Annotated in this window: 16 protein-coding genes; 8 read left to right on the forward strand and 8 right to left on the reverse strand. The window is 69.3% G+C overall.

Translation table 11 applies throughout. The features are described 5' to 3' along the window. Positions 1–134 (forward strand): acyl-CoA dehydrogenase family protein (locus tag ACFQZY_RS17445; protein ID WP_377418418.1); only part of this gene is annotated, 134 nt, incomplete at its 5' end. Positions 135–165: 31 nt separating this feature from the next. Here the strand turns inward: ACFQZY_RS17445 and ACFQZY_RS17450 are convergent. Continuing rightward, positions 166–1155, reverse strand: a complete 990-nt coding sequence (locus ACFQZY_RS17450; RefSeq protein ID WP_377418196.1) for an AraC family transcriptional regulator — start codon at positions 1153–1155, stop codon at positions 166–168. Positions 1156–1312: 157 nt separating this feature from the next. Here ACFQZY_RS17450 and ACFQZY_RS17455 point away from each other — a divergent pair, with 157 nt between their 5' ends. The 3 genes from ACFQZY_RS17455 to ACFQZY_RS17465 are packed head-to-tail and all read left to right on the forward strand — an operon-like array spanning position 1313 to position 4289. Continuing rightward, positions 1313–2155 (forward strand): TauD/TfdA dioxygenase family protein, encoded by an 843-nt coding sequence (locus ACFQZY_RS17455; protein ID WP_377418198.1) that lies wholly within the window; start codon positions 1313–1315, stop codon positions 2153–2155. Between the two features lie 28 nt (positions 2156–2183). Beyond that, the gene (locus tag ACFQZY_RS17460) at positions 2184–3242 is read left to right on the forward strand and encodes a 3-keto-5-aminohexanoate cleavage protein (RefSeq protein WP_377418200.1); all 1059 of its coding nucleotides are present in this window, start codon (positions 2184–2186) and stop codon (positions 3240–3242) included. Between the two features lie 57 nt (positions 3243–3299). Next, positions 3300–4289, forward strand: coding sequence for a tripartite tricarboxylate transporter substrate binding protein (locus tag ACFQZY_RS17465; protein ID WP_377418202.1), 990 nt, complete (start codon positions 3300–3302; stop codon positions 4287–4289). Positions 4290–4308: 19 nt separating this feature from the next. Here the strand turns inward: ACFQZY_RS17465 and ACFQZY_RS17470 are convergent, their stop codons facing one another. The 4 genes from ACFQZY_RS17470 to ACFQZY_RS17485 all read right to left on the reverse strand — a co-directional run bounded on the left by ACFQZY_RS17470 (position 4309) and on the right by ACFQZY_RS17485 (position 8033). Then, positions 4309–6240 carry a B12-binding domain-containing radical SAM protein gene (locus ACFQZY_RS17470; RefSeq protein ID WP_377418204.1) on the reverse strand — a complete coding sequence of 644 codons (1932 nt, stop codon included), beginning with the start codon at positions 6238–6240 and terminating at the stop codon, positions 4309–4311. 79 nt (positions 6241–6319) lie between these two features. Next, positions 6320–7174, reverse strand: coding sequence for a hypothetical protein (locus ACFQZY_RS17475; RefSeq protein ID WP_377418206.1), 855 nt, complete (start codon positions 7172–7174; stop codon positions 6320–6322). A 5-nt stretch (positions 7175–7179) separates the two neighbouring features. After that, positions 7180–7530 carry a cyclic nucleotide-binding domain-containing protein gene (locus ACFQZY_RS17480; RefSeq protein ID WP_377418208.1) on the reverse strand — a complete coding sequence of 117 codons (351 nt, stop codon included), beginning with the start codon at positions 7528–7530 and terminating at the stop codon, positions 7180–7182. Continuing rightward, on the reverse strand, positions 7527–8033 hold the full coding sequence (locus tag ACFQZY_RS17485; protein ID WP_377418211.1) for a Crp/Fnr family transcriptional regulator: 507 nt from the start codon (positions 8031–8033) through the stop codon (positions 7527–7529). The genes ACFQZY_RS17480 and ACFQZY_RS17485 overlap by 4 nt, the downstream gene beginning before the upstream one ends. Positions 8034–8177: 144 nt before the next feature. On the opposite strand from ACFQZY_RS17485, the gene ACFQZY_RS17490 reads away from it, so the two are divergent. The 4 genes from ACFQZY_RS17490 to ACFQZY_RS17505 are packed head-to-tail and all read left to right on the forward strand — an operon-like array spanning position 8178 to position 11221. Beyond that, positions 8178–8864, forward strand: a complete 687-nt coding sequence (locus ACFQZY_RS17490; RefSeq protein ID WP_377418214.1) for a 4'-phosphopantetheinyl transferase family protein — start codon at positions 8178–8180, stop codon at positions 8862–8864. Next, positions 8864–9625 (forward strand): leucyl/phenylalanyl-tRNA--protein transferase, encoded by a 762-nt coding sequence (gene aat / locus ACFQZY_RS17495; protein ID WP_377418217.1) that lies wholly within the window; start codon positions 8864–8866, stop codon positions 9623–9625. Before ACFQZY_RS17490 ends, aat begins: the two co-directional genes overlap by 1 nt. 1 nt (position 9626) lies before the next feature. Then, positions 9627–10373 (forward strand): arginyltransferase, encoded by a 747-nt coding sequence (locus ACFQZY_RS17500; protein WP_377418220.1) that lies wholly within the window; start codon positions 9627–9629, stop codon positions 10371–10373. 50 nt (positions 10374–10423) lie between these two features. After that, the gene (locus ACFQZY_RS17505; RefSeq protein ID WP_377418223.1) at positions 10424–11221 is read left to right on the forward strand and encodes an IclR family transcriptional regulator; all 798 of its coding nucleotides are present in this window, start codon (positions 10424–10426) and stop codon (positions 11219–11221) included. 138 nt (positions 11222–11359) lie between these two features. On the opposite strand, the gene pbpG is transcribed toward ACFQZY_RS17505, so the two are convergent. The 3 genes from pbpG to pssA form a co-directional block, all read right to left on the reverse strand. Further along, positions 11360–12349 (reverse strand): D-alanyl-D-alanine endopeptidase, encoded by a 990-nt coding sequence (gene pbpG / locus ACFQZY_RS17510; protein WP_377418421.1) that lies wholly within the window; start codon positions 12347–12349, stop codon positions 11360–11362. Positions 12350–12537: 188 nt separating this feature from the next. Continuing rightward, entirely contained in the window at positions 12538–14076 is a 1539-nt protein-coding gene (locus ACFQZY_RS17515) for a 2-isopropylmalate synthase (RefSeq protein WP_377418226.1), read from the reverse strand. Positions 14077–14236: 160 nt separating this feature from the next. Next, on the reverse strand, positions 14237–15055 hold the full coding sequence (gene pssA / locus ACFQZY_RS17520) for a CDP-diacylglycerol--serine O-phosphatidyltransferase (protein WP_377418228.1): 819 nt from the start codon (positions 15053–15055) through the stop codon (positions 14237–14239). Positions 15056–15076: the final 21 nt, after the last annotated feature.

Genomic DNA, 15076 nt, shown 5'->3' on the forward strand with positions numbered 1-15076 from the left:
GCGGCGCGGGCTATATCAACGAGTACCCGGTGGAGCGCTTCTACCGCGACGTGCGCCTGCTGCGCCTGTACGAAGGCACGACCCAGATCCAGCAGCTGGTCATCGGTCGGCAGATGCTGCGCGCCGCGTCCTGAGTGCGGCCCGGACGCCGGGAGCCGCCGGCGCTCAGGGCTTGTTCCAGCGCGACGGTGGGCAGCCGTACTGCTGGCTGAACCAGCGCGAGAACACGCTGACCTGCGCGAAGCCGAGCAGCTCCGCGACCTGCGACACCGAGTGGACCTCCCCCGCGAGGTAGCGCACCGCCAGGTCGCGCCGCACCTCGTTCACCACCGACAGGAAGCTCACCCCTTCCTGCTCCATCTGCCGCTGCAGCGTGCGCGCGCTCAGCCCCAGCGACTGTGCGACCAGGTCGACCGTGCAACGGCCCCGGGGCAGCTGCACATGCACGGCGCGGCGCACCTCGTGCGCGACGCTGCGGGCCTTGCGCGGCTGCAGATCCACGAAGTCCTTCGCGTAGCCGGCCATGCGCGCATCGCACAGGGGGTTGACCTTGTCCAGCTCGCCGGCGGCCAGCACCAGGCCGTCGAACTCCGAGCCGAACTCGAGCTGCCCGCCGAACATGCGCCGGTGGATCTGCGTGCCCTGCGGCGCGGCATGCGTGAAGTGCACCGACCGCGGCATCCACTGCTGTCCGAGCTGGTGGCGGCACAGGGACAGCAGCACGCCCATCGCCAGCTCCATCGGCTGCCGGCCCGGGTAGGCCCGGCCGGTGACCAGCGCCAGGCGCACCACCGACACGGTGGGGAAATCGCTCACGTCCACCACCACCGAGTCGCTGAGCAGGTGGCGGTAGTGCCTGAGCTCCTGCAGGGCCTGGCGCAGGGTCGGCTGGTGCTGCAGCAGCAGGCTGATCACGCCGAAATCGGACAGCCGCCAGGACTCGCCCACCAGCAGGCCCAGCGAGGCGCAGGAGGCCGCCCGGGCCGAGGCATCCAGCACCTCGGCCAGCGAGGCCTCGGGCACCCGCAGGTCCGGCGTGACCAGGCATGACCGGTCCAGGCCCGCATGGCTGACCATGCGTACCGGGTCGATGCCCAGGCCGCGGGCAACGGCCGAGTACTTCGCGAAGGTGGCGCTTCGGACCAGGGGCGTCATGACGCAAGCGTAAGCGAATCAGCGCCCGGCTGGCGCTGGCGATCGCTGGAATCCGGTTGGTTTGTCATGGATCGTCAAGCGCTGGCGTGCAATGTCAAGCGCCCGCTCTGGCCGATCCGAAGAATGCCCCCTGCTGCATTTCAACGAGGGACACGACATGCGAGTCGAACAGCTCACCAAGACCATCGGCGCCGAGATTTCCGGCGTCCACCTGGGGGATGCCGCGCGCTCCCCGGACCTGTTTGCCGAGATCAAGGCGCTGTTGCTGAAGCACCGCGTGCTGTTCCTGCGCGACCAGGACATCACCCGCGCCGAGCATGTCGCGTTCGCGCGGCGCTTCGGCGAGCTGGAGGATCACCCCGTCGCCGGCAGCGACCCCGACCATCCGGGCCTGGTGCAGATCTACCGCAACGACAAGCGCGAGAACTACGAGAACAACTACCACTCGGACGGCCTGTGGCGCCAGACGCCGGCCATGGGCTGCGTGCTGCGCAGCATCGAGGTGCCGCCGGTGGGCGGCGACACGATCTGGGTGAACATGGTCGAGGCCTACCGCCAGCTGCCCGACGACATCAAGAAGCGCATCGACGGCCTGCGCGCCCGCAGCAGCATCGAGCATTCCTTCGGCGCCGTCATGAGCCAGGAAGCCCGCACGAAGCTGGCCCTGGAGAACCCGCCGGCCGAACACCCCGTGGTCCGCACCCACCCCGAGACCGGCGAGAAGGTGCTGAACGTGTGCAGCTTCACCACCCACTTCGTGAACTACCACACGCCCGGGAACGTGCGCTTCGGCCTCGACAAGACGCCGGGCGCCAGCCACCTGCTGAATTACCTGATCAGCCAGGCCACCATCCCCGAATACCAGGTGCGCTTCCGCTGGAAGCCCAACAGCGTGGCCATCTGGGACAACCGCAGCACCCAGCACTACGCGGTCATGGACTACTGGCCCGAGCCCCGCAAGATGGAGCGCGCCGCCATCATCGGCGACCGGCCGTACTGATCCCCTCCCCTCATCATCGCCCCCGACCATGAACTTCCTCGACGGCCACCTCTTCCCCGAAAACCAGCAGCCGCTGATCATCACCGCCGCCCCCTATGCCCCGGGCTGGCTGCCCTCCGACTTCCCCGAAGACATTCCGGTCACGATGGAGGCGCAGATCCAGAAGGCGGTGGACTGCTACAACGCCGGCGCCACCGTGCTGCACCTGCATGTGCGCGAACTCGATGGCAAGGGCAGCAAGCGCCTGTCCAAGTTCAACGAGCTGATCGCGGGCGTGCGCAAGGCGGTGCCGGAGATGATCATCCAGGTCGGCGGCTCGATCTCGTTCGCCCCGGAAAGCGAGGGCGAAGCGGCCAGGTGGCTGTCGGACGACACCCGCCACATGCTCGCCGAGCTCGACCCGGTACCCGACCAGGTGACCGTGACCGTCAATACCTCGCAGATGAACGTGACCGACCACATGGAGGACGGTGACGTGATCGGCACCTCGCGCGAGAACCCCAAGCTCTTCGACACCTACAAGGACATGGTCGTCCCGGCCAATCCCCTTTGGGTGGAGGAGCATGTGCGCCGCCTGAGCGCAGCGGGCATCCAGAGCGCCTTCCAGTGCTACAACACCAACAGCTTCGAGTCGGTCGAGCGCCTGATCCGCCGCGGCTTCTACAAGGGCCCGCTGGTGATGAACTGGGTCGCCATCGGTGGCGGCATGGACACGCCCAACGTCTACAGCCTGGGCAACTTCCTGCGCGGCGTTCCCGACGGCGCCGTGGTCACCGTGGAGAGCAACGTGCGCAACGTGCTGCCGGTCAATATGATGGGCATCGCCATGGGACTGCATGTGCGCTGCGGCACCGAGGACGTGCTCTGGAACCAGAAGCGCACCGCCCGGCAGAGCTCGGTCCGGCAGATCGAGCAGCTGGTGCGCATCTCGCACGAGTTCGGCCGCGAGATCGCCACCGCCAAGGAGGCCCGCGAGATCTGCCGCATCGGCGTGTTCTACGACACGGCCGAGGAGGCCCTGCAGGCCAACGGCTTCGCGCCGAACCGCAAGGGCGGCAACCAGGGCTACCTGCACAAGTCGCGCTGAACCCGGGCCGCCCGCGCGGCGGCCCCCCCCCGTACAAGAATCAACAGGAGACACCCCATGAACGGCTTCGGACTTGCGCTGCGGCGCCTGCGAACCTGGACAGTGGCCGCGGCGGCCGCGGTCGCCAGCCTCGGCGCCCTGGCACAGGACTGGCCCGCCCGGCCGGTACGCATCGTCGTCGGTGGCCCGGCCGGCGGCACGGCGGACGCCCTGGCCCGGCTCGTCGCGGAAGGACTCGCCCCGGCCATCGGCAAGCCGGTGATCGTCGACGCCAAGCCGGGCGCGGCGGGCGCGATCGCGGTCGCCGACCTTCTCAAGGCTCCGCACGACGGCCACACCCTGCTGCTGATTCAGGGCGGCATCGTGAGCGAGACCCCGCAGGCCTACAAGGTCGCGTTCCAGCCGTTCCGGGACCTCAAGCCGCTGGTGCAGGTCAGCCGCCAGGGCCTGATCCTGGTGGCCAACAACCAGCTGCCGGCCCGCAACCTCAAGGAGCTGGTCACGCACATCAAGTCCCAGGGAGGCCGCATGAGCTATGCCTCCTACGCGAGCGGCATGCGGGCCCATACGTCCGGCGTGCTGTTCGGCCGCCTGGCTGGGGTGGACCTCAGCCACGTCGGCTACAAGGGGTCGCCCCCGGCGCTGCAGGACGTCATGGGGGGCCATGTGCCGCTGATGTTCGACGCGCCGGCCACCTCGCTGCCCCTGATCAAGGCGGGCAAGCTGAAGGCCTACGCGGTGAACTTCCCGACGCGGCTCACGGCGCTGCCGGAGGTGCCCACGTTCACCGAGCTCGGGTTCCCGGCGCTGAACGACGTCGGCTGGATGGGCCTGTGGTCCACGCCCGACCTGCCCGCTGGCATCCAGGCCCGGGTGCGCGAGATCACGCTGCAGTACCTGAAGCAGCCGGCCGTGCGCCAGCGCATCGAGGCCATGGGCATGGAGACGGGGCTGCCCCTGACGAGCGAGGAGCTGGCGAAGGACCTGCGCGCCGCCTACGACCAGCAGGGGGAGATCCTGCGCTCGATCCAGTACAAGCCGGAATGACGCGCCGGCGGCCGGGGTCTCAGCCCTGGCCCAGCGCCCGCGCGATCCGGTCGCGCTTGACCGTCGGCTTCGGGCACAGGCCCTTGGGCAGCTCGAACCAGGCACGCACGTCCTGCTCCAGGCCGATGCCGTGCATGAAGTTGTAGATCGCCTTCTTCAGGCCGCGACCGAGCAGGTCGTGGTCGACCCCGCGGGGCATGGGCGTGGGGTCGATGAAGCCGATGTCGTTCTTCGCGAAACGGCCCTCGGGCAGCGGCACCAGGCGCACGCCATAGGCCTGCGGGTCCTGCCCCACCGGCGAGTGCACGGTGCAGGTGAAGCGGTGGAAGAAGCCGCTGTGGATGCAGCCGTTCTCGAACAGCTGGCGCACGTACTCCAGCGCGTCCACCGTGTCCTGCAGGGTCTGCGTGGGGAAGCCGTACATCAGGTAGGCGTGGACCAGGATGCCGGCATCGGCCATGCCCCGCGTGACGCGCGCCACCTGGTCCACCGTCACGCCCTTCTTCATCAGGGCCAGCAGGCGGTCGGAGGCCACCTCCAGGCCGCCCGACATCGCGATGCAGCCGCTTTGCGCGAGCAGCTCGCTCAGCTCGGGGGTGAAGGTCTTCTCGAAGCGGATGTTGCCCCACCAGGAGATCGGCAGGTCGCGGCGAATCAGCTCCTCGGCGAGCGCGCGCAGCGCCTTGGGCGGCGCGGCCTCGTCGACGAAGTGGAAGCCGGTCTGCCCAGTCTCCTCGACGATGCGCTCGATCCGGTCCGCCAGCGTGCTCGCGGCGGCGGTCTCGTAGCGGCTGATGTAGTCCAGGCTCACGTCGCAGAAGCTGCACTTCTTCCAGTAGCAGCCATGGGCCACGGTCAGCTTGTTCCAGCGCCCGTCGCTCCAGAGGCGGTGCATCGGGTTGAGCATGTCCAGCAGGCTCAGGTAGTCGTGGATCGGCAACCCGTCCCAGGTGGGCGTGCCGACCTCCTCGAAGGGCACGTCGGGCTCGGGCCAGTTGACGAAGCGCACCGCGCCATCGTCCCCGCGCACGAAGGTACGCACCAGGCGCTCGCGCCCCCGCCCGCCCCGCAGGTGTTCGATCAGCGCCAGCAGCGGACGCTCGCCGCCATCGAGGGTGACGAAGTCCACGAAGTCGAACAGGCGCGGCTCGGACAGCTCTCGCAGCTCGGTGTTGACGAAGCCGCCCCCCAGGACGATGCGCACCTGCGGATGCCGCGCGCGCAGGGCCTGCGCGATGCGCAACGCGCCGTAGACCGAGCCGGGGAACGGCACGGACAGCAGCACCAGCTGCGGCGCATGCGCGTCGAAGGCCTGCAGGGCCAGGTCCGCCAGCACCTCGTCGACCAGGTTCGGGGGCGCCGCTAGCGCCTGCGCCAGCGGGTCGAAGCTCGGCTGCGCCGCAGCCAGCGACTCGGCGTAGCGCACGAACTCGAAGCGCTCGTCCACCGCGTCGCGGATCACGTCGGCAAGGTCGTTGAGGTACAGGGTGGCCAGGTGGCGGGCGCGGTCGGTGCTGCCCAGGGCGCCGAAGGCCCAGCCCAGGGGGTCGCCGGACTCGCCGTCGTCGTAGGCATCGACCGCCGCGAAGCGCGGGCCCTCGGGCAGGAAGCCGCGGCTGGCGATGCGGTGGGCCAGCGTGTCGTCGCGCCCCTGCAGGAAGGCAACCACGCGGTCGATGGTGGCGGCGTAGCGCGGGTAGTGGTCGAGGAAGCTGTTCACCGGCGCGCTGCGCCGCGCCTCGTCCAGCGCCAGGGCGGCCTCCCGCAGGCGCGCCACGCCATCGCGCGACAGCAGCCGCAGCACCAGCCCCAGCGCCAGGTCGGCCTGCGCCGCCGCGATGCCGCGCGAGCGCAGGAAGCCGGTGAGGTAGGCGGTGGAGGGATACGGGGTGTTGAGCTGCGTCATCGGGGGGATGAGGCTCAGCACCTGGAAAGGCGTGGGATCAGGCATGCGACCGGGGCGTAGGAGCGTGCGGCCCCGCACCGGAGCCGCCGGGTGGATTATCCGCGCCGGGCGGCGCGCGCCGGCTTCAGGCCGCCGGCAGCGTCGCCTTGATCGACTCGATCTCGCGCCGCTTGACCTCGTCCAGCCCCAGCACGCGGGCGGCCGGCGTGGAGAACAGCGCCGCATGCTCCAGGAAGAACAGGCGGGCCTTGGGCGACTGCAGGTTCTTCGCTGCGACCGGGTTGGCCACCTCCCACTCCACGGCCAGCCGGTGCGTCTGGGCCTCGGCGGTCACCGGCAGGGTGCTGGCCATGATGTCGGCCTCCTCCACCATCACCGCCAGGCAGTCGCGATCGCCCAGGCTGAACGGGCGGCCCGCGATCGCCTGGTGCGAGGCCTTCACCTGCGAGGGCTCGGTGCGCAGGATGCAGTGGGTGACCGTCGCCTCGTCGCGGGCATCGAGGCCGTGCCGGCGCATCACCGGGCGCAGCGCCTCCAGGGAGCGGTTCTCCAACTCGTACGGCACGCGGTTGATCAGGCCGGTGTGCAGGTAGTCGTGCCCCGCCATCACCAGCAGCGCGATGGCCTCCTGCAGGCCCAGGCCGCGGGACTCGCGCCCGTCGACCCGGCGCTGCGCCAGCAGCAGGTGGGTCATGCACACCAGCGTATCGGCGATGTGCAGGCGGCTGTGGTACTGCGGCTCGCAACCGGCGCCATGGCGCTGGCGGCCATCCGCCTCGACCAAGGCCGCCACGTCCAGCGCGCACCGTGCCACGGGCTGCGCGCGCGCGCGCTCGGATTCCTCGATCGGGCCCAGCCGGTCCAGGCAACGCTGCAGCACCAGCGCCAGGCCCGGCCACTGCGCCGGCCAGGGCTCGCGCAGCGCGCGCAGCGTATCGTCGAGGGAGCGGGCCAGTTCGTCGCAGCGGGGATGGGCCATGGCGGTCATTTTCCGGAACGCAGTGCGTTGTGCATGTTCTGCTGCAGCATGAGCGCCTCGAACACGGGCGTGAGGATGGCCGACTGCGACTTGAGCATCGCGCGCAGCCCCTCGGCGGTGATCTCCAGGCACTTGGAGGCCTCGCGCGCCACCGCGGTCGCGCCGCGGATGCCGCCCTGCAGCATGGCCTGCTCGCCAAAGGACTCCCCGGAGCGCAGCGTCGCGAACACGGTGCCGGAGTTCTTGTCCCGCATGTCGATCGCACCGGACTGGATGAAGTACAGCTTGTCCGCCGGCGCGCCGGCCTCGAACAGCACTTCGCCCTCCTTGAGGTCCACTTCCTGGAAGGTATTCACAGCAGCAACTCCGGCGGTTTCTCGAGTTTGAGCGTGCGCATGACGGCCGATTTCAGGATGCCGCGCAGCCCCTGGGGCATCTTCTTGACCAGCTTGCCGATGGTCGACATCGGGAACACGCGCACCTGGCAGTGGCTCACCGCCACCACGGTCATGCTGTAGGGCAGCCCGCCCACGCCTTCGGCGAGGCCGATCACGCTGCCCGGCCCCATCCGGTAGATGGTCTCGCCCTGCACGCCCAGGGCATGGCCCTTGATCACGAAGTAGGCGGCGCCCACCGGCCCGCCCGCGGTGCAGATGCGTGAGCGCGCGTCGAAGAACGAGGTGCTGAGCTCCGAAGAGCCCCAGAGGGAGAAGTACAGGCGCTCGTCGCTGGTGAGCTTGCCCGACTGGTACAGCTCGATGCTCTGGGGCGAATACGGATCCACCACCCCCAGCGCGTGCAGGTGGTCGATGTCGACCGCGAAGGTGCCCGCGACGGTCGGGATCGTCGAATCTTGCATAAGCCCGTTGAACTACCCAAAGTTGGAATTGTAAGAGTCATGCGCGACCGTTTAATCCGCGCCAAAAGCGGGCGTGTACAAATTCTCCCGGCGCACACGACCCGCCCGCCCGGACGGTCGGCCCGCGCTGGCCATAATGGCGCGGTGGAGGTCTGGCACGTCCCCCTGCGAATCCCGGCTGCTGCCGTCGCCCGATGGCGACCGGCGCTCGACGCCGGCCAGCGCGCGCAGGCCCGGCGCCTGCGCCACCCCCTGCTGCGACGGCGTGCCGCCGCCGCCCAGGCCGCCCTGCACGCGCTGCTGGCACGCCGGCTCGGTTGCGAGGCGAGTGCCCTGCGCCTGGCGCGCGGCGCCTTCGGCAAGCCCCACCTCACCCACCCCGAAGCCGGGCGCGGCCTGCACTTCAACCTGTCCCACTCGGGCGACCACGCCCTGGTGGCGCTGGCTGCCGAGGGCCCGGTGGGCGTCGACATCGAGGTGCTCGACCCGCGCGTGTCGCTCGAGGACCTGCTGCCCGCCTTCACGGCGGCCGAGCGCGCCGAGATCGGCGCCGCTCCCCTAGCCGAGCGCCGCTGGCACGCCTGGCGCTGCTGGGTCCGCAAGGAGGCGGTGCTCAAGGCCCTGGGCTGCGGCCTCGCCGGCGGGCTGGACCGCTTCGTCGTGAGCACCGGCGAGGCGGCTTGCATCGTGGCCGGCGACCTGCCGGGGCTCGCCCCCGGCCGCTGGCAGCTGGCACCCCTGGACCGGCCGGGCCAGTGGGCCGCGGCGGTCGCGTGGCAGGGGCCGTCCGCCGCCCCCATGCTGCGCCCCTGGCGGTGGGACGCCGCCTGATGGTCCGCCGCCGCCCCGCCCTGCCCTGGCTCGAGCCGGGCGACGACTTCCCCGAACCGGCCCGCGCCTGGGGTCCGGAGTCGCCTGCGCCCGGCCTGCTGGCGGCCGGCGGCGCGCTTGACGTCGACACCCTGCTGCGGGCCTACCGCAGCGGCATCTTTCCCTGGTTCAGCGACGGCCAGCCGATCCTGTGGTGGAGCACCGACCCGCGCATGGTGCTCATGCCCGCCGAGTTCCGCCTCCACCGCTCGCTGCGCAAGACCCTGCAGAACTTCATCCGGCACCCCGGCTGCGAGCTGCGTATCGACGACTCCTTCGACCGCGTCATCGAGGCCTGCGCCCGCAGCCCGCGCGAGGGCCAGAACGGCACCTGGATCCTGCCGGCCATGGTCTCGGCCTACCGCGCGCTGCACCGCGCCGGCTTCGCGCACAGCGTCGAGACCTGGATCAATGGCGAGCTCGCTGGCGGGCTGTACTGCGTGGCCATCGGCCACGCCGTCTTCGGCGAATCCATGTTCGCGCGGGTGACCGACGCTTCCAAGATCGCCCTGGCCGGCCTGGTCGCGCTGTGCCGCGCGCAGGGCGTGGCCCTGGTCGACTGCCAGCAGAACACCCGCCACCTGGCCTCGCTCGGCGCCCGCGAGATCGACCGCGGCGACTTCCTCGCCGCCGTCGCCCGCGGCACCGAGGCCCCGCCGCTGCGCTGGCATTTCGATTCCGTATACTGGCGCGAACTCCTGCCGCAGACGCCCGGAAGCTAGCGTGACCCACCTCAAGGACCTACCGCTACAGACGCTGCAGTTCTACGCCACCGCGCCTTACCCCTGCAGCTACCTCCCAGGCCGCCAGGCCCGGTCCCAGGTCGCCACCCCGAGCCACCTGATCCACAACGACGCCTACTCGGAGCTGGTCACCAACGGCTTCCGCCGCAGCGGCATGTTCACCTACCGGCCGTACTGCGACGGCTGCCGCGCCTGCATCCCCCTGCGCGTGCGGGCGCACGACTTCAAGCCCGACCGCAGCCAGCGCCGCGCCTGGGCCCAGCACGCCGGCCTGCAAGCGCGCGTGCTCAAGCTGTGCTTCGTCCCGGAGCACTACCACCTGTACCTGCGCTACCAGACCGGCCGCCACAGCGGCGGCGGCATGGACCACGACAGCATCGACCAGTACACCCAGTTCCTGCTCCAGAGCCGGGTGAACTCCCGGCTGGTCGAATTCCGCGAAACCCAGGCCGACGGCTCGCCCGGCGCGCTGCGCATGGTCTCCATCCTCGACGTGCTCGGCGACGGCCTGTCCGCGGTCTACACCTTCTACGAGCCCGACCCGAAGGCCTGCTACGGCACCTACAGCGTCCTCTGGCAGATCGAGCAGGCGCGCCAGCTCGGGCTGCCCCACGTCTACCTGGGCTACTGGATCGCCGAAAGCCGGAAGATGAACTACAAGTCCCGTTTCCAGCCGTTCGAGACCCTGCAGGACGGCCGCTGGGTGCCCGGAACACCTGCCGGATAGCCAAATTCGGTTTCACCAGATAAAATCCCGCCGGTCCGGAGGGATTGCCCATGAAGAAGACCGATGGCGGCGCACCCGCCACGCCCACCATCCAGGTGATCGAGCGCATGTTCGCGCTCATCGATGTCCTGGCCTCGCGCGAGGAACCCATGCCGCTCAAGGAGATCGCCGAGCGCACCGGGCTGCACCCGTCCACCACCCACCGCATCCTGAACGACCTGGCCATCGGCCGCTTCGTCGATCGCCCGGAGGCCGGCAGCTACCGCCTGGGCATGCGCCTGCTGGAGCTGGGCAACCTGGTCAAGGGCCGCCTCAACGTGCGCGATGCCGCCCTCATGCCCATGCGCGACCTGCACAAGCAGATCCAGCAACCGGTGAACCTCTCCATGCGCCAGGGCGACGAGATCGTCTACATCGAGCGCGCCTACAGCGAGCGCTCCGGCATGCAGGTGGTGCGCGCCATCGGCGGCCGCGCGCCGCTGCACCTCACCTCGACCGGCAAGCTGTTCCTGGCGGCCGACGACCCGCAGCGCGTGCGGGCCTACGCCACCCGCACCGGCCTGGCGGGCCACACGCGCAACAGCATCACCCAGTTGCCCATCCTGGAACGCGAACTCGCCAAGGCGCGCCAGTACGGCATGGCCCGCGACAACGAGGAACTCGAGCTGGGCGTGCGCTGCATGGCGGCCGGCATCTACGACGACCAGGGCCGCCTGGTGGCCGGCCTGTCCATCTCCGCGCCGGCCGACCGGCTGGACGAGAACTGGCTGCCCAAGCTGCAGGCCACTGCCGACGAGATCTCGGCCGCCCTCGGCTTCCAGGGCGAGAAGCGCCAGGCCGCGGCCTGAGGCCGGCGCCGGCGCACGGCGCACGGCGGGCATGACGCGCACACCGTACGCGCCCCCGCCGCCTTCCAGTACCCCATGAAAAACGGCCCCTCGGGGCCGTTCGTGCTTCTGCGCCCCGCGGCGCCCCGCGTCGCGCGATCAGCTGTGGGAGTTGCGGGCCGTGGAAACGTTCGCCGGCACCAGGGCCGCCTTGCTGTTGTGCTCCACCCAGCGACGGACGCGCTCGGCGTCGGCAATACGGCTGAGCTTGCCGGCGGAATCCAGGAAAACCATCACCAGCCGACGGCCGGCGACCTTCGCCTGCATCACGAGGCACTGGCCGGCCTCGGAGATGTAGCCGGTCTTCTGCAGACCGATGTCCCAGTCGGGATGCTTCACCAGGCGGTTGGTGTTGTTGTACTGCAGCGTCTGCTTGCCCACCGCCACCTGGGCGCCGTGCGAGGTGGAGTACTCGCGCAGCATCGGGTCGTTCGAGGCGGCCGCCACCAGCACCGCGAGGTCGCGCGCGCTGGACTGGTTTCGGCTGGACAGCCCGGTCGGCTCCACGTAGGTGGTGTTGTTCATGCCGAGCTGGCGCGCCTTGCCGTTCATCAGGGAAACGAAGGCCTGCAGGCCGCCCGGGTAGGTACGGCCGAGAGCATGGGCGGCGCGGTTCTCGCTGGACATCAGCGCCAGGTGCATGGCCTCGGCACGGGTCAGCTGGGCACCCACGCGCAGGCGGGAGCCGCTGCCCTTCTCGGTGTCCACGTCGTCCTGGGTGATGGTGATGACCTCGTCCATCGGCAGCTTGGCTTCGGAGATGATCATGCCGGTCATCAGCTTGGTCAGCGAGGCGATCGGCAGCACTGCGGTGTCGTTCTTCTGCAGCAGCACCTCGCGGGTGTCCTGGTCAATCACCAGGGCCACGCTGGAGCGCAGGTCGAGGTCGTCCTGGGTGGAGTGCAGGCCGGCCATCTGGCCGTAGGACGGACGGGCCGCCACGACGGCGGCACCCGCCACGGCCGCGCCGACGACGGCACGGCGCTTGGCCTTGGACGACACCGCCTGGGCCTTGGCCTTGCGGACGGCCGGCTCCTTGGAAGGCGAGGTCGGCGCAGCAGCGGCAATGCCGGTGCCTGACAGGATCATCAGGGCTGCAACTGCGTGTACCAGGCCGTTCCAGGTTTTTTTCATCGCCATCCAATACCAAAGGATGCATTTCCCCCGCCACGCTCGGAAAACGCCATTCCAAAGCGTCAAACAACGAGGGAAAACTGCACTAATTCAACGACTTAGAAGCAATTCCTAAGTCTGTTTCCGAATTATAGGTATTGAAACTAGCCTTGTGCAGCCACCCGCTCAGATTTACTTTGCAGCTTGTTCAGGGCGGCCAGGTAGGCCTTGGCGGAAGCGACCACGATGTCGGGGTCGGCGCCGACGCCGTTGACCACGCGCCCGGCGTTCTGCAGCCGCACCGTCACCTCGCCCTGGCTCTCGGTCGAGCCGCTGATGGCATTCACCGAATACAGCACCATCTCGGCGCCGCTGCGGACATGGCTCTCGATGGCCTTGAGGGACGCGTCGACCGGGCCGTTGCCGTCCGACTCGCCGGTCACTTCCTTGCCCTCGACAGTGAACACCACCTTGGCATGGGGACGCTCGCCGGTCTCGCTGTGTTGCGCGAGCGAGACGAAGCCGTAGTGTTCCTGGTGGCTGGCCGCGCTCTCGTCGCTGACCAGGGCCAGGATGTCCTCGTCGAAAATCTCGCTCTTGCGGTCAGCCAGTTCCTTGAAGCGGGCGAAGGCGGCAATCGTCTCGGCCTCGCTCTCGAGCGCCACGCCCAGTTCCTGCAGGCGCTGCTTGAACGCGTTGCGGCCGGAGAGCTTGCCCAGCACGATCTTGTTGGCGGCCCAGCCCACGTCCTCGGCACGCATGATCTCGTAGGTGTCGCGCGCCTTGAGCACGCCATCCTGGTGGATGCCGGAGGCATGGGCGAAGGCGTTGGCGCCAACGACCGCCTTGTTCGGCTGGACCACGAAGCCGGTGGTCTGGCTGACCATGCGGCTGGCGGCGACGATGTGCGAGGCGTCGATGCCGACATCCAGGCCGAAGTAGTCGCGGCGGGTCTTCACCGCCATCACCACCTCTTCGAGCGAGCAGTTGCCGGCGCGCTCGCCCAGGCCGTTGATGGTGCACTCGACCTGGCGCGCGCCGCCGATCTTCACGCCGGCCAGGGAGTTGGCCACGGCCATGCCCAGGTCGTTGTGGCAGTGGACCGACCAGATGGCCTTGTCCGAGTTGGGCACGCGCTCGCGCAGCTCGCGGATGAAGTTGCCGTACAGCTCAGGCACCGCATAGCCCACGGTGTCCGGGATGTTGATGGTGGTCGCGCCTTCCTTGATCACCGCCTCGACCACACGGCACAGGAAGTCCAGCTCGCTGCGGTAGCCGTCCTCGGCGGAGAACTCGATGTCAGCGCAGACGTTACGGGCGAAGCGCACGGCCTGCTTGGCCTGCTCGAGCACCTGCTCGGGCGACATGCGCAGCTTCTTTTCCATGTGCAGCGGCGACGTCGCGATGAAGGTATGGATGCGCGCGCGGCTGGCGCCCTGCAGGGCCTCGGCGGCACGGGAGATGTCGCGGTCGTTGGCGCGCGAGAGCGAGCACACCGTCGAGTCCTTGATCGCGTTGGCGATGGCCTGGACGGCCTCGAAGTCCCCGTTGGAACTGGCGGCGAAGCCGGCCTCGATCACGTCGACCTTCAGGCGCTCGAGCTGGCGGGCGATGCGCAGCTTCTCGTCCTTGGTCATGGAGGCGCCGGGCGATTGCTCGCCGTCACGCAAGGTGGTGTCGAAGATGATCAGCTTGTCTGCCATGGGAGCTCCTGAAAAACGATCCGAAAGCAAAACGGCCCGCTGCGGGTGCAAACGGGCCGTGAGTGGGGTGTGCGCGCGCGCTACCGTCTCCGCCCGTGGGGGATTAGCAGCAGGGCCAGCGAGATGCGCGACATGAAATGCACTCTATCACAGACGAGCATCAATCGTGCAAGCCACGTTCGTCAGGCTCATCGGTGGAAGTACTGATGACGCTGGTGGGGTGTCCCTTCGCCTTGCGCCAGCCGTAGATCACGTAGCCGGACAGGCTGTAGGCCACGAACAGCCCGAACAGCACGATCGGCGGGTGGATGTTGATCACGGCGATGCCCAGGGCGATCAGCACGATCGCGGCGAACGGCACCGACTTCTTCATGGACACGTCCTTGAAGCTGTAGAAGGGCACGTTGGTGACCATGGTCAGACCGGCGAACAGCGCGAAGGCGAACATCAGCCAGGCCACGTCGACCGGTTGCACCACCTGCTCCTCCATGAGCCAGATGAAGCCGGTGACCAGGGCCGCGGCGGCCGGCGACGGCAGGCCCTGGAAGTAGCGCTTGTCGACCACCGCGGTGTTCACGTTGAAGCGGGCCAGGCGCAGCGCCGCGCAGGCGCAGTAGACGAAGGCGGCGATCCAGCCCCAGCGGCCCAGGCCCTTGAGCGCCCACTCGTAGGCGATGAGGGCCGGCGCGGCGCCGAAGGACACCATGTCCGACAGCGAGTCCATCTGCTCGCCGAACGCGCTCTGGGTGTTGGTCATGCGGGCCACCCGCCCGTCGAGGCTGTCCAGCACCATGGCGCTGAAGACACCCGCGGCCGCCAGGTCGAAGCGGCCGTTCATGGCCATCACGACCGCATAGAAGCCGCCGAACAAGGCGGCCAGCGTGAACAGGTTGGGAAGGACGTAAATGCCCTTGCGGGGCTTGCGCACCGGCACTCCCTCGGTCAGGGGCGCGGGTTGCGATTCGGAACCATCATGCATGCGCGCAGTGTAACCAAGCCC

Origin of the sequence: Ramlibacter sp. GCM10027632 (genome assembly GCF_042675325.1) — a bacterium.
GTDB lineage: Bacteria > Pseudomonadota > Gammaproteobacteria > Burkholderiales > Burkholderiaceae_C > Ramlibacter.

Excerpts from the sequence above, each read along its gene's own strand:
- ACFQZY_RS17465 (WP_377418202.1), top strand. The coding sequence starts at position 3,300 with ATGAACGGCTTCGGACTTGCGCTGCGGCGCCTGCGAACCTGGACAGTG.
- ACFQZY_RS17515 (WP_377418226.1), bottom strand. The coding sequence starts at position 14,076 with ATGGCAGACAAGCTGATCATCTTCGACACCACCTTGCGTGACGGCGAG.
- pbpG (WP_377418421.1), bottom strand. The coding sequence starts at position 12,349 with ATGATCCTGTCAGGCACCGGCATTGCCGCTGCTGCGCCGACCTCGCCT.
- ACFQZY_RS17505 (WP_377418223.1), top strand. The coding sequence starts at position 10,424 with ATGAAGAAGACCGATGGCGGCGCACCCGCCACGCCCACCATCCAGGTG.
- pssA (WP_377418228.1), bottom strand. The coding sequence starts at position 15,055 with ATGCATGATGGTTCCGAATCGCAACCCGCGCCCCTGACCGAGGGAGTG.
- ACFQZY_RS17470 (WP_377418204.1), bottom strand. The coding sequence starts at position 6,240 with ATGCCTGATCCCACGCCTTTCCAGGTGCTGAGCCTCATCCCCCCGATG.
- aat (WP_377418217.1), top strand. The coding sequence starts at position 8,864 with ATGGTCCGCCGCCGCCCCGCCCTGCCCTGGCTCGAGCCGGGCGACGAC.
- ACFQZY_RS17455 (WP_377418198.1), top strand. The coding sequence starts at position 1,313 with ATGCGAGTCGAACAGCTCACCAAGACCATCGGCGCCGAGATTTCCGGC.
- ACFQZY_RS17475 (WP_377418206.1), bottom strand. The coding sequence starts at position 7,174 with ATGGCCCATCCCCGCTGCGACGAACTGGCCCGCTCCCTCGACGATACG.
- ACFQZY_RS17450 (WP_377418196.1), bottom strand. The coding sequence starts at position 1,155 with ATGACGCCCCTGGTCCGAAGCGCCACCTTCGCGAAGTACTCGGCCGTT.
- ACFQZY_RS17460 (WP_377418200.1), top strand. The coding sequence starts at position 2,184 with ATGAACTTCCTCGACGGCCACCTCTTCCCCGAAAACCAGCAGCCGCTG.
- ACFQZY_RS17485 (WP_377418211.1), bottom strand. The coding sequence starts at position 8,033 with ATGCAAGATTCGACGATCCCGACCGTCGCGGGCACCTTCGCGGTCGAC.